The following is a 12,555-nucleotide window of genomic DNA, read 5'->3' on the forward strand; positions in this document are numbered from 1 at the left end:
GGCCACCCGCCGAAAGGCGGGTGGCCCGATCCTTAGCGTCGGCGGACGCTACGACTGGAGCCACTCCAGCAGGTCGGCGTTGATGGTCTCCGCCTGCGTGGTCGGCATTCCGTGCGGGAAGCCCGGGTACGACTTCAGCGTGCCGTTCTGGACGAGCTTCGCCGAGAGAGGCCCGGCGTCGGCGTAGGGAACGATCTGGTCGTCCTCGCCGTGCATGACGAGGACGGGCACCGAGATCTTGTTGAGGTCCTCGGTGAAGTCGGTCTGCGAGAACGCGACGATCCCGTCGTAGTGCGCCTTCGCGCCGCCCATCATGCCCTGACGCCACCAGTTCTCGATGATCGCCTCGGACGACTCGACGCCCGGCCGGTTGAACCCGTAGAACGGGCCGGACGGCAGCGCCCGGTAGAACTCCGACCGGTTCTTGGCGAGCTGCGCCTGCAGGTCGTCGAAGACGCTCTTCGGCAGACCGCCGGGGTTGTTCTCGGTCTGCACCATGATCGGCGGCACAGCGCTGATCAGCACCGCCCGGGCGACGCGGTCCTCACCGTAGGTGGCGATGTAGTGAGCGACCTCGCCACCGCCGGTGGAGTGGCCGACGTGGATGGCGTCGTGCAGGTCGAGCGCCTCGACCACGGCGCGCAGGTCGGCGGCGTAGTGGTCCATGTCGTGCCCGTCGCCGGACTGCGTGGAACGGCCGTGGCCCCGGCGGTCGTGGGCGACGACGCGGTAGCCGTGCTCCAGGAAGAACAGCAGCTGGGTGTCCCAGTCGTCGGCCGAAAGCGGCCAGCCGTGGCTGAAGACGATGGGTTGACCGGTTCCCCAGTCCTTGTAGTAGATCTCGATGCCATCTGACGTGGTGACAGTGCCCATGGTTCCCTCCGGGAGTGGCGAAGCGGGGTGCTGTGGGACGTGCTGCGGAACGCTCGGCGCGCTCTCAACCTAGCCGTCGGTACGGAGCGAGTGCCAGGGGGTGACGCGGGTACCGTGACGGGCGTGCAGACCTTCCTGCCCTATCCGTCCTTCGCCCGGAGCGTCCGCGTGCTCGACCGCGCGCGCATGGGCAAGCAGCGCGTCGAGGCGCTGCAGGTGCTGCGGGCGATCACCGTTCCCGGGTACGGCTGGCGCCACCATCCCGTCGCGAAGATGTGGCGCGGTTACCTCCCCGCCCTGACGAAGTACGCCCTCGAGTCGACGGATGCGTGGATCGAGCAGGGCCACGCCGATACCGTGCGGCCGCAGGTACTGGCTTTCGCGCCGGAGGTCGAGGCGCTGTCGCAGGAGGAACTGGAGCTGCCGCCGTGGATCGGCGACCCGGACTTCCACCGCAGCCACCAGTCGAACCTGGTCCGCAAGGACGCCGAGTTCTACGGGCCGCTGTTCCCAGGGGTGCCGAACGACCTGCCCTACGTGTGGCCTGGGCCCCGCTAGCATGACCGCATGGCTGACCCGACACAGGACCAACTCGAGGCGTCCGACAAGCTCGAGAAGCGCACGGTGGGCGATGAGATCCGCTACTACGTGAAGAACATCCGCGAGCACTGGCCCGCCGTGGTCGAGAACGATCCAGACGCGGCGGGGCACGAAGCGTGGTGGACTCCGGACGGGAAGTTCCACGCGACCCACGCGCAGCTGCGGCGGGACGCGGTGGTCGGCGGCATTGTCTGACCCGGTGCCGCGCGCCGTTCCGGACGGCTTTCGAATCGGTTCGATCCTGCTGCCCGTGTGAGAATTGACACGGCGAACGGCTGGAGGGGCGATGGCGGCGACGATCCGGGATGTGGCACGGGTCGCGGGGGTGACCCCGAGCACGGTGTCGTACGCGCTGTCGGGCAAGCGGGCCATCTCCGAGGAGACGCGGGAGCGCATCCAGCGGGCCATCGTGGAGCTCGACTTCACGCCTAACGCCGGCGCCCGCGCCCTAGCGCTGTCGCAGACGAACGTGCTCGGGCTGTTCCTCCAGTTCCAGGAGGACGAGTTCGCGCCCGCGATGCTGCAGTATGTGCTGCCGGTGTCGACGACGGCCCGTAATCACGGGTTCGACCTGCTGATGGTGACGGACCCCGACGTGGATGCGGCCATCCGCCGCACGACGTCGTCGGCCATGGTCGATGGAGTGGTCCTCCTCGACGTCACTTACGACGACCCGCGGCTGGAGCCGCTTCGGCAGACGCGTCAGCCCGCTGCACTCATCGGGTATGCGAAGAACGCCGAGGGTTTCGACGCGGTCGACCTCGACTTCGGCGAGGCGGCACGGAATGCTCTCGATCACCTGCACGGACTCGGGCACAGGGAGGTCGTGCTCGTCACGCCGCCACGGCACGTCTCGGAGCGCGGCGGCTCGTACGCCTGGCGGTTCAGCGATGCGGCGGCGGAGCGGGCAGCGCGCCACGGCATGCAGCTGCACATCGTGGAGGGGGAGTCGCGCCAGCCCGCTCTCGGGCAGGCTGTCACGGCCGCGCTCGACCGGTATCCGTCCGCGACGGCTCTCGTCGTGCACAACGACGCAACGATCGCCGCGCTGCCGTCGCTGCTGCATGAGCGCGGGATCTCGGTGCCGGACGACCTCTCCGTGGTCGGCATGTTCTCCGCCGAGTTCGGGACGGCGTTCTCGCTGCCGTACACCTCCGTGGACACGCGTCCGGAGCTTCTGGGGGAGTGGGCGGTGTCCCGCCTCGTGGAGCGCATCGCCGATCCCGAGGGTGCCGAGCCGCCTCAGGTGCGCCTGATCGAGCCGGGGTTCGTCGACCGGGGCAGCACGCGCGCGGTCTGAGCCGCGCCGCGCACATTCGCGCCGCCCTCATTCGTGCCGAATGTGCGTTTTGAGCGCTCCTTTCCGCACATTCGTGCCGAATCTCCGCCCGTCCCCGCGCGAGATTTGCGCCAAATCTCGGTTATCGGGGCTACTTACCCGCGATTTGCGCCAAATCTCGGTTATCGGGGCGCGTTTCCCGCGATTTGCGCCAAATCTCGCGGGGTGGGGATGCGTCGAAGCGGTTCGGTGACGAGGTCGGACACGCCCGGAGAGGGGGTGTAACGGGCCGTCTGCGGGCTGAATCGGAGCGAGAAAGGCGCGATTCGCGCAGGAGCGAAGCGGTTCGACTTGTGCAGCACGCGTGAGCGCGCTATCTTCATCGAAGCGGTTCGACAGCAGTCGGGCCGACGACTTCCCGATGGAGCGAAGGAGGGGCGCGATGGCCGTCACCATCACCGACGTGGCACGTGCAGCCGGCGTCTCCACGAGCACCGTCTCGTACGCCCTCTCCGGCAAGCGCTCCATCTCCCCGGACACCCGCCGCCGCATCGACGAGGCGATCACGAACCTCGGCTTCATCGTCAACGCGGGTGCCCGCGCGCTCGCCACCTCGCAGACGATGGTCATCGGCCTGCTCACCCAGTTCCACGCCGACGAGTTCGCCCCCGCCATGCTCGAGTACATCCTCCCGGTGTCCGACACGGCCCGCGAGCTCGGCTACGACATCCTGCTCGTCACCGAACTCGACAGCGTCGCCGCCCTGCGCCGGGTCACCAGCTCCGGGATGGTCGACGGCGTCGTCCTGCTCGACGTCGTCCACGAAGACCCGCGCCTGGCCACCCTCCGTGACGCCGCGCAGCCCGGAGCCCTGGTCGGCCTCCCGAAGCACACCGAGGGCCTCGACGTCTTCGACCTCGATTTCGGCGAATCCGCCCGCATGCTGGTCGACCACCTCTACGCGCGCGGCCACCGCGAGATCATCGTCGTATCGCCCCCACTTCACGTCTTCGAGCGCGGCGGCGCGTACGGCTGGCGGTTCCGGGATGCGGCCCTCGAGCGCGCCGCCCGTTACGGCCTGCAGATGCACCCGTACTACGGCGAGGCGCGGCAGCCCGAGATCGGCCGGAGCATCAACGCCATGCTCGACGCCCGGCCGACCGCCACCGCGCTCATCGTCCACAATGACGCGACGATCGCGGCGCTGCCCTCGGTGCTCACCGCACGCGGCGTCAGCACGCCCGACGACCTCTCGGTCGTCAGCCTCTACGCGAAGGACTTCGGCCGAGCGTTCTCCCTGCCGTACACGGCAGTCGAGAGCTCACCCGATGAGCTGGGCCGCTCCGCGGTCCGGCAGCTCGTCCGGCGGATCACCTCACCCGATCTCGCCGGTCCGGCGGTGACGAGATTCGTCGCCCCCGAAATCACCGACCGTGGGAGCACCCGATGAACCGCCCCACGCAGCACGCTCAGCGCCCCCGGCCGGACTCGCCCCAGTGCACGATTCAAGGAGGAATACTGTGATCACCAAGAAGACCTCGCGCCTGCTCGGCGCAGCGGTCGTCGCCGCGGCGGTCGTCGCCGGCGTCGCCGCCTGCTCGGGCTCGGGCTCCGGCTCGAGCGGAAGCGCCGGAGGCACCTACACGTTCTGGGACCCGTACCCGCAGTTCGACGCATCGGCCGACTGGACGAAGCTCGTCGAGCAGTGCGGAACGGAGGCCGGAGTGACCGTGAAGCGCACCGGCTACGACACCAGCGACCTGACCAACAAGGCGCTGCTCGCCGGCCAGCAGGGCAGCTCCCCCGACCTGCTGCTCGTCGACAACCCGGTCGTCTCGACGCTGGCCGAGGCCGGCATCCTGACCACCACGTCGGAGAACAAGCTCGACACGTCCGACATCCAGAAGAACATCCTGGCCGCCGGTCAGCTGGACGGGAAGACGTACGGCGTGCCGATCGGGGCCAACACCCTGGCGCTCTACTACAACAAGGCCGTGCTGTCGGCGGCCGGTGTGGACGCGAGCTCGATCAAGGACTGGTCGACGCTCACCGACGCCCTCGCCAAGGTCACGGCCGCCGGCAAGAAGGGCATCACCTTCTCGGCGATCGGGACCGAGGAGGGCAGCTTCCAGTTCCTGCCGTGGTTCTGGGGCTCCGGCGCCAACCTGACGAAGCTGGACTCGGACAAGGCCGAGCAGGCGCTCTCGCTGTGGACGGACTGGGTGAAGAAGGGATACGCCCCCAACTCGGTCATCAACAACACGCAGACGACGTCGTGGCAGGAGTTCGCCACCGGCGACTTCGCGTTCGGTGAGAACGGCACCTGGCAGCTGGGCAACGTGAAGAAGGCCGGGATCGACTACGGCATCCTCAGCATCCCGGCGATGGATGGGGGAGCGGCTCCCGCTCCGACCGGCGGCGAGTTCATGACGCTCCCCGTCCAGAAGGACACCGCCCGCTACGCCACCTCGAAGAAGATCGCCGAGTGCCTCACCAGCACGAAGAGCTTCGTGAAGACCGACACCACGCTCTCCTACATCGCCCCCACGGAGGCGGCGCAGAAGGATCAGGTCGCCGCGAACCCGGAGCTGCAGCCGTGGGTCGACGCCGTCGCCGCCGCGAAGGGCCGCACCAGCGACGACCTCGGCACGAAGTACCCGAAGATCTCCAAGGAGCTCTGGACCGCGGTCCAGAACGCCCTCAGCGGAGCGCAGTCGCCCGCGGACGCCCTGAAGGCGGCCCAGACGGCAGCGGCCGCAGCCACCAAGTAACCCGAGCACGACCAGCAACGCAACTGAGGAAACACCGATGACGACAACTCAGACAGCGTCGCGCGGCACGGCCACGGACGGGGGTGGGACGGTGCGAGCCACCGTCCCGCCCGCGCCCCGGCGCCGGCGTCGGCGCGGCTCGTGGACGGCGTGGGCGTTCCTCGCCCCCGTCGTGATCTACCTGGTCGTGTTCTACGCGTGGCCGCTCTATCGCAACGTCGAGCTCAGCGTCCGCGACTACACCGTCCGGTCGTTCGTGATGGGCGACGCCCCGTTCGTCGGGCTCGACAACTACATCAAGGTGCTGCAGGATCCGACCTTCGGGCCGGCGTTCTGGCACACCGCCGTCTTCACTCTCGTCTCGATCGCGTTCCAGTTCACGATCGGGCTGGCGCTGGCGGTGTTCTTCCACCAGAACTTCCGCCTCTCGGCCACGCTGCGCGCCCTCTTCCTGGTGCCGTGGCTGCTTCCGCTGATCGTCTCCGCCTCCACCTGGTCGTGGATGCTGAACAGCGACTCCGGCGTGGTCAACGCGGCGCTCGAGGCGTTCGGACTGCCCGGGATCAATTGGCTGACCTCGCCGGACTGGGCGCTGACCAGCGTCATCGTCGCGAACATCTGGATCGGCATCCCCTTCAACCTGGTCATCCTCTACTCGGGCCTGCAGAACATCCCGCAGGAACTGTACGAGGCGGCGTCGATCGACGGGGCCAACGGCTGGCAGCGCTTCTGGCGCGTGACCTTCCCGCTGCTCCGCCCGGTGTCGGCGATCACCCTGCTGCTCGGGCTGATCTACACGCTCAAGGTGTTCGACATCATCTGGATCATGACGCGCGGCGGGCCCGGAACGGCGTCCACGACGTTCGCGACCTGGTCGTACCAGCTCGGGTTCGCCTCGACCCTGCCGGACTTCAGCCCGGCGGCCGCGGTCGGCAACCTGCTGATCATCCTCGCGCTCGTCTTCGGCTTCGTGTACATCCGCACCCAGAGGAAGCAGGACCTCGCATGAACGGCAAGCGGCCCTGGTGGAAGACCGTCGTCGGTGTCGTGCTGACGCTGGTGATGCTCTTCCCCGTCTATTGGATGATCAACGTCTCGCTGACTCCGACCAGCCTGATGCGGAAGAGCCCGCCGGACCTGTTCCCCATCCACGCCACCTTCGAGGGCTATCAGGCCGTGCTTGACCAGCAGCTGCCGTACCTCGGCACGAGCCTGCTCGTCGGGATCGGCACCGTGATCCTCACGGTCGCGATCTCGGCTCCGGCCGCGTACTCCCTGGCGAAACTGCGTCCGCGCGGCCGCGGCGTCCTCAACTTCCTGCTGCTCATCGCGCAGATGATCCCCGGGATCATCATGGCGATGGGGTTCTACGCGATCTACCTGAACCTCGGCATCCTGAACACGCTGTGGGGCCTGATCATCGCGGACTCGACGCTGGCCGTGCCGTTCGGCGTGCTGATCTTCAGCGCGTTCATGTCCGGCATCCCCGACGAGCTGATGAATGCCGCGAAGATCGACGGTGCGAGCACCTGGCGCACGTTCCGCTCGATCGTGCTTCCGGTGAGCCGCAACTCCATCGTCACGGTGTCGCTGTTCGCGTTCCTCTGGGCGTGGTCCGACTTCGTGTTCTCGTCGACGCTGAACAGCGGCGGGGCTCTGCAGACGATCACGCTCGGCATCTACAAGTACATCGGCAACAACAACCAGGAGTGGAACGCCATCATGGCGACCGCCGTGGTCGCGTCGGTGCCCGCCGCCGTGCTGCTGGTGCTCGCGCAACGCTACGTCGCCGCCGGTGTCACCGCCGGGGCCGTGAAGGACTGACCGTGACGAACCTCAACACCATCGCGTCGACCGACGTCGCCGTCGACCTCTCGGAGATCCCGTTCTCCGTCCGGGGCAGCTGGCTGGACATCTCGCCGGTGATCGGCACGCACCAGGTCTCGGACGACCTCCATCTCGTCAGCCATGTCACCGGGATGCACGCCGTGCTCCGGCTCACACCGGTCGTCGGCGCCGCCACCGCGGCCCGTGTCGAGGCCACCGCCTCCCGCGTCGCCTGGACGTCGGGCGACGGGCTCGTCGAGGCCGTGTTCGAGCATCCCGGAGCCATACGCTTCCGCGGCCGGGGGCTCGGGATGCGGTTCGCCGCCTCCGACGAGCTGACCCCGTTCACCGGCGGGTACCTGTTCACCGATCCCGTCGACGGCGCCATCACGCTGACCAGCTACGAGACCGGCCGGCGCTACCGGTTCACGGTCCTGGCCGGTTCGGCGGAGGTCGTGGGCGACGGGCTGCTCGGCAGCGGAGCCCGGGAGGTGGCGTTCGGCGCCGACGACCTGTGGGAGGTCCGGCTGGAGCAGACCGAGGCGGGTGTGCGTCCACTCGACGCCACCGCATCCTTCGACGACCTGGTCCGGCACCGCCGTGCGGAGTTCGCGGCGTACTGCTCCGGCCTGCTGGCCGGGGCGGAGGCGACGCCCACCGCGGTGAAGGCCGCGTACGTGCTCTGGTCGGCCACCGTCGAGCCCGGCGGCTTCGTCGGCCGCGAGGCGGTGCTGATGTCGAAGCACTGGATGGACAAGGTCTGGTCGTGGGACCACTGCTTCAACGCCCTCGCCCTCGCACCGCTCGATGCGGAGGCCGCCCTCGACCAGTTCCTCCTGCCCTTCGATCACCAGGACGCGGGCGGAGCGCTGCCCGACTCGGTCACGCACTCCGAGGTGCTCTACAACTTCGTGAAGCCGCCCATCCACGGCTGGGCGTTCCGGCTCCTGCGGGAGCGCGTCTCCACACCCTTCGACGACGGCGCGCTGCGCCTGGTGTACCGGAGGCTCTCCGCCTGGACGCGGTTCTGGCTCGACAGCCGCCGCGCACCCGGTCATGCGCTCCCGTACTACCAGCACGGCAACGACAGCGGGTGGGACAACTCCACGCTCTTCGACCGGGATCGGGTGGTCGAGTCGCCCGACCTCGCCGCGTTCCTCATCCTGCAGCTGGAGGAGCTGGGCAGTCTCGCGGTCGAGGTCGGAGAGTCTCCGGCGGAGTGGGAGGACGAGCGCATCGCGATCGAGCGGGCGCTGTTCGACGAGTTGTGGGCGGGAGATCACTTCGTCGCCCGGTCGGTCGCCTCGGGGCGGCCGTCCACCTCCACGAGCCTGCTCGGGTCGCTCCCCATCGTGCTCGGAGACCGTCTTCCCGCCGACATCGCGTCCGCGCTCGCCGCCGCGGTCGAGGCCCACCTCACACCGTGGGGACCGGCCACCGAGCTGCCTGACTCGGCGCAGTACACCGCCGACGGCTACTGGCGCGGGCCGGTCTGGGCGCCGAGCACCCGCCTCATCGTCGACGGCCTGCGCCGCGCCGGGCACGGCGAGCTGGCCGACCGGGTCGCGGACGGCTTCCTCGCCGCCTGCGAGCGCTCCGGATTCGCCGAGAACTTCGACGCCCTCACCGGCGACGGCCTGCGCGACCGCGCCTACACCTGGACGGCGGCGGTCTACCTGCTGCTCGCCACCCACCGACCGTCGGGAGAACGATGACCCTCACCTCGACCGCCCTGCTGACCGGGGGACCGGTCGTCCCCTTCCGCAGCCTCCTCCGGCCGCTCGGACCGGACGAGGTCCGCATCTCGGGCGGGTTCTGGGCCGACAAGCAGCAGCTCAACGCGACCGTCATTCTCGACCACTGCGAGACGTGGATGGAGCGGATCGGCTGGATCGGCAACTTCGACCGTGCCGCCGCGGGCACGGTCGCCGAGCACCACGACGGGATCGAGTTCGTCGACTCGGAGGTCTACAAGCTGCTCGAGGCGATGGCCTGGGAGCTCGGCCGTCGTCCCGATGCCGGGCTCGATGCGCGCTACTCGGCCTTAGTCGCCCGGGTGGCGGCGGCGCAGGAGCCTGACGGCTACCTGCACACCGCCTTCGGGCGTCCCGGTCAGCGTCCGCGGTACAGCGATCTCGAGTGGGGCCACGAACTGTACTGTTTCGGCCACCTCTTCCAGGCGGCGGTCGCGCGTGCCAGGAGCGGGCATCCCGACGACGTGCTCGTCCGGACCGCCCGGCGGCTGGCCGACCACGTCGCCCGCGAGTTCGGCGAGGGCGGCCGGGATGCGATCTGCGGTCACCCGGAGATCGAGTCGGCGCTGGTCGAGCTGGGGCGTGCCCTCGGTGAGCAGCGGTACATCGAGCTGGCGCGGATCTTCGTGGAGCGCCGCGGCCGCCGGACCCTCGCCACGACCCTGTTCCAGGGCAGCGACTACTTCCTCGACGACGTTCCGGTCCGCGAGGCGACCGTGCTGCGCGGGCACGCGGTCCGCGCCGCCTACTTCACGGCCGGGGCGGCCGATGTCGCCGTCGAGACCGGCGACGACGGCCTGCTCGCCGCCGTGCAGAACCAGTGGCGACGGACGGTCGCGCACCGCACCTATCTCACGGGCGGGATCGGCTCGCACCACCAGAACGAGGAGTTCGGCGCCGACGACGAACTGCCGCCGGATCGCGCCTACGCCGAGACCTGCGCCGCCATCGGCTCCGTCATGGTCAGTTGGCGCCTGCTCCTGCAGACCGCCGACCCGGCTCACGCGGACCTCATCGAGCGGACGCTCCTCAACGCGGTGCTCGTCTCTCCCCGCGAGGACGGCCGCGCGTTCTACTACGCCAACACTCTGCACCAGCGCGAGCTGGCGTCGGAGACGCACGACGACGAGCTGAGCGAGCGCGCAGAGGCCAACCTCCGCGCACCCTGGTTCGAGGTGTCCTGCTGCCCGACGAACGTCGCCCGCACGCTCGCGAGCGTGGGCGCGTACTTCGCGACGGCCGACGACGACGGCGTCCAACTCCACCAGTACGCGGATCTGGATGTGGACACGGCCCTCCCGGACGGCAGGCACGTCGCGCTCGCCGTCCGCACCGGCTACCCGTTGGAGGGTCGAGTGGTCGTCTCGGTGGCCGAAGCGTCCGAGTTCACCCTGAGCCTGCGCATCCCCGCCTGGTCTCGCGGCCGGGCGCGCGCGAGCCTGAACGGCGAACCCGTCCCCGTCGACGGCGACACCCTGCGTCTGCGCCGCGCCTTCGCTCCGGGCGACGAGCTGGTGCTCGACCTCGACACCTCCCCGCGGTTCACCGTCGCGCCCGACGCGGTCGACGCCGTGCGCGGGACCGTCGCCGTCGAGCGCGGGCCGCTCGTCCTGTGCCTCGAGTCGGTCGATCTCCCCGAGGCGGCAGCGTTCGATCGCCTCAGAGTCGACACGGAAACTGCGCCGGTTTCCACCGCAGACGGTGCGTCCGTGCGGCTGATCGTGGAAGATGGGCGCAACGACGACCGCGACGATGCCGACCGCAACCCTACCGACGACTGGCCGTACCTCCGCCTCGACTCCGCCGTGACCGCCCGGTCGGGCCAGGCGGTCACGGCGGGCCTCATCCCCTACGCCCACTGGGCGAACCGCGGACCGAGCCTGATGCGGGTGTGGATCCCCGCCGCAGGCTGACGACGCTCGGCTGCCGGCGAGTCATCGGGGCCGGCAGCCGAGTCCTTCTCTCCCCGGTTCGGGATTTTCTCCGGACCGGTGCATCCGATCGCCCCTCTTCAGCCGAATGAACCCGTGGGAGCACACACGGTTCTTCCGCGGAGACGAAGGGGTTCATCATGACGAGGACTCGGAAGTGGCGGATCGGCGTCGCCATCGGCGCAGCGCTTGCCCTGATCGGGGTAGCGGCGCCCGCGAACGCGGCGCCGCATCCATCCACCTGGCGCCCGTTCGGCATCTCGCAGGTGTCGGTCTTCCACGGCGTCCCCGCGACGCCGGTGGATGTGTACGTGAACGGCCTGCGGGTGCTGAACGACTTCCAGCCCGGCACGTTCGCCGGACCGTATCTGCTGCCCTCCGGCACCTACCGCCTGGCGATCACCGCGGCCGATGCGCGTAACGACCGGAATCCCGTCATCGGACCGGTGACGGTCTCGTTCGCTCGGAACACCAGCTACACCGTGGCCGCGCACCTCACGCCGACCGGGACGCCGACGGCGAGCGTCTTCACGAACGACCTGTCCGTCTCGCCGTCCGGCACCGGCCGGTTGGTTGTACGGCACACCGCGGCTGCTCCGGCGGTGGATGTCCTCGCGGGTGGCAGTCCGGTGATCACCGGACTGACGAATCCGAACCAGGCGGCACTGGTGCTGCCGGCGGGCGCGGTGGATGCGTCGGTCGCGCTCGCCGGAACGACGACCCCGGTCATCGGCCCGGCAGCGGTCCCGGTGACGGCCAAGACGGACACGATCGTCTACGCCTGGGGGAGTGCGAGCGCGGGCACCCTGACGGTCGCCGTCCAATCGCTGCGGCAGGGGCGCCTCTTCGACGTCCCGTGGATGCTGCATCGCTGATCCCGAGGAGGGTGCCGTGCGGGTCGTCGAGGCGCACATCACTGCGACGGTGCACGAGTTCTTCTCGCAGCAGTGGGTCCTGCTGCTCGCCGGCCGCGTGACCACGCGCGGCCGGCGGGAGTTCCGGAGCCGCCTCACCGGCCCTGTCGTCCTGAAGGACGGCAGCGCGCTCGACGTGAGCGCGCTGCCCGAGCGCGACGTGCACGCTCTGCTCGTCGCGCGTGGGGCGCCCGACACCTGCGTCCTGGTCAAGGACGGACTCGTGGAGGACGAGATCACGACGCTCACGTCCGCCGTGCACCGCGTCTTCCTCTCCCGGGAGGGCGCGCTCATCTCGTGCATCCCCGGTCGCCTGGGCTTCCTGCAGTCCGACGGCGGCCGAACCCGGTTGCTGCTCGGAGCATCCGCAGCGCAGAGATCACACCACTAGGAGGAACCATGTCTTCAGCCACCGCGGACGACATCGCGGCCGCCCTCGGCGACCTCGCCGATCGTCTCCCCGCCGCGCCGACAGTCGAGCAGCTGGCCCCGATCGTCGCGCGCCTCAGCCGCCGCGAGCGAGCGGTGCTCGCCCTCGTCTTCGAGCGGCTGGCGGAGGAGTCGGCCGGGGAGCAGCTCAGCGCTTGAACGCTCTAACCGCGTTCC

13 protein-coding genes are annotated in these 12,555 nt (G+C 69.5%); 12 read left to right on the forward strand and 1 reads right to left on the reverse strand.

What is annotated here, in order from left to right; genetic code table 11:
- Positions 1-48 precede the first annotated feature (48 nt).
- Positions 49-873 carry an alpha/beta hydrolase gene (locus AXZ95_RS03415; protein WP_018189604.1) on the reverse strand — a complete coding sequence of 275 codons (825 nt, stop codon included), beginning with the start codon at positions 871-873 and terminating at the stop codon, positions 49-51.
- 123 nt (positions 874-996) lie between these two features.
- Between AXZ95_RS03415 and AXZ95_RS03420 the strand changes: the two genes are divergently transcribed.
- The 12 genes from AXZ95_RS03420 (at position 997) to AXZ95_RS03475 (ending at position 12,537) form a co-directional block, all read left to right on the forward strand.
- Positions 997-1,431: an MSMEG_6728 family protein gene (locus tag AXZ95_RS03420; protein WP_231374327.1), complete on the forward strand. Its 435-nt coding sequence runs from the start codon at positions 997-999 to the stop codon at positions 1,429-1,431.
- A gap of 9 nt (positions 1,432-1,440) precedes the next feature.
- A complete protein-coding gene (locus AXZ95_RS03425) occupies positions 1,441-1,668 on the forward strand; it encodes a hypothetical protein (protein ID WP_018189606.1) in 228 nt (75 codons plus the stop codon).
- Positions 1,669-1,759: 91 nt separating this feature from the next.
- On the forward strand, positions 1,760-2,773 hold the full coding sequence (locus AXZ95_RS03430) for a LacI family DNA-binding transcriptional regulator (protein WP_018189607.1): 1,014 nt from the start codon (positions 1,760-1,762) through the stop codon (positions 2,771-2,773).
- 421 nt (positions 2,774-3,194) lie between these two features.
- The gene (locus AXZ95_RS03435; protein WP_018189608.1) at positions 3,195-4,202 is read left to right on the forward strand and encodes a LacI family DNA-binding transcriptional regulator; all 1,008 of its coding nucleotides are present in this window, start codon (positions 3,195-3,197) and stop codon (positions 4,200-4,202) included.
- Positions 4,203-4,272: 70 nt separating this feature from the next.
- Positions 4,273-5,523: an extracellular solute-binding protein gene (locus tag AXZ95_RS03440; RefSeq protein ID WP_018189609.1), complete on the forward strand. Its 1,251-nt coding sequence runs from the start codon at positions 4,273-4,275 to the stop codon at positions 5,521-5,523.
- A 37-nt stretch (positions 5,524-5,560) separates the two neighbouring features.
- Positions 5,561-6,532: a sugar ABC transporter permease gene (locus AXZ95_RS03445; protein ID WP_018189610.1), complete on the forward strand. Its 972-nt coding sequence runs from the start codon at positions 5,561-5,563 to the stop codon at positions 6,530-6,532.
- Positions 6,529-7,347, forward strand: coding sequence for a carbohydrate ABC transporter permease (locus AXZ95_RS03450; RefSeq protein WP_018189611.1), 819 nt, complete (start codon positions 6,529-6,531; stop codon positions 7,345-7,347). The genes AXZ95_RS03445 and AXZ95_RS03450 overlap by 4 nt, the downstream gene beginning before the upstream one ends.
- 2 nt (positions 7,348-7,349) lie before the next feature.
- Complete coding sequence (locus AXZ95_RS03455) at positions 7,350-9,065, forward strand: hypothetical protein (protein ID WP_018189612.1); 1,716 nt, start codon at positions 7,350-7,352, stop codon at positions 9,063-9,065.
- On the forward strand, positions 9,062-11,017 hold the full coding sequence (locus AXZ95_RS03460) for a beta-L-arabinofuranosidase domain-containing protein (RefSeq protein ID WP_018189613.1): 1,956 nt from the start codon (positions 9,062-9,064) through the stop codon (positions 11,015-11,017). The genes AXZ95_RS03455 and AXZ95_RS03460 overlap by 4 nt, the downstream gene beginning before the upstream one ends.
- A 158-nt stretch (positions 11,018-11,175) precedes the next feature.
- Positions 11,176-11,910 (forward strand): DUF4397 domain-containing protein, encoded by a 735-nt coding sequence (locus tag AXZ95_RS03465; RefSeq protein ID WP_018189614.1) that lies wholly within the window; start codon positions 11,176-11,178, stop codon positions 11,908-11,910.
- A gap of 16 nt (positions 11,911-11,926) precedes the next feature.
- Complete coding sequence (locus AXZ95_RS03470) at positions 11,927-12,340, forward strand: hypothetical protein (RefSeq protein ID WP_018189615.1); 414 nt, start codon at positions 11,927-11,929, stop codon at positions 12,338-12,340.
- Positions 12,341-12,348: 8 nt separating this feature from the next.
- The gene (locus AXZ95_RS03475; protein WP_018189616.1) at positions 12,349-12,537 is read left to right on the forward strand and encodes a hypothetical protein; all 189 of its coding nucleotides are present in this window, start codon (positions 12,349-12,351) and stop codon (positions 12,535-12,537) included.
- Positions 12,538-12,555 lie beyond the last annotated feature (18 nt).

It is taken from the genome of Leifsonia sp. 115AMFTsu3.1, assembly GCF_004362795.1.
Lineage (GTDB): Bacteria > Actinomycetota > Actinomycetes > Actinomycetales > Microbacteriaceae > Leifsonia.

Bases quoted from the DNA above. Each gene is read 5' to 3' on its own strand.
- AXZ95_RS03475 (WP_018189616.1), top strand. From the start codon at position 12,349: ATGTCTTCAGCCACCGCGGACGACATCGCGGCCGCCCTCGGCGACCTC.
- AXZ95_RS03435 (WP_018189608.1), top strand. From the start codon at position 3,195: ATGGCCGTCACCATCACCGACGTGGCACGTGCAGCCGGCGTCTCCACG.
- AXZ95_RS03430 (WP_018189607.1), top strand. From the start codon at position 1,760: ATGGCGGCGACGATCCGGGATGTGGCACGGGTCGCGGGGGTGACCCCG.
- AXZ95_RS03460 (WP_018189613.1), top strand. From the start codon at position 9,062: ATGACCCTCACCTCGACCGCCCTGCTGACCGGGGGACCGGTCGTCCCC.
- AXZ95_RS03465 (WP_018189614.1), top strand. From the start codon at position 11,176: ATGACGAGGACTCGGAAGTGGCGGATCGGCGTCGCCATCGGCGCAGCG.
- AXZ95_RS03445 (WP_018189610.1), top strand. From the start codon at position 5,561: ATGACGACAACTCAGACAGCGTCGCGCGGCACGGCCACGGACGGGGGT.
- AXZ95_RS03415 (WP_018189604.1), bottom strand. From the start codon at position 873: ATGGGCACTGTCACCACGTCAGATGGCATCGAGATCTACTACAAGGAC.
- AXZ95_RS03450 (WP_018189611.1), top strand. From the start codon at position 6,529: ATGAACGGCAAGCGGCCCTGGTGGAAGACCGTCGTCGGTGTCGTGCTG.
- AXZ95_RS03425 (WP_018189606.1), top strand. From the start codon at position 1,441: ATGGCTGACCCGACACAGGACCAACTCGAGGCGTCCGACAAGCTCGAG.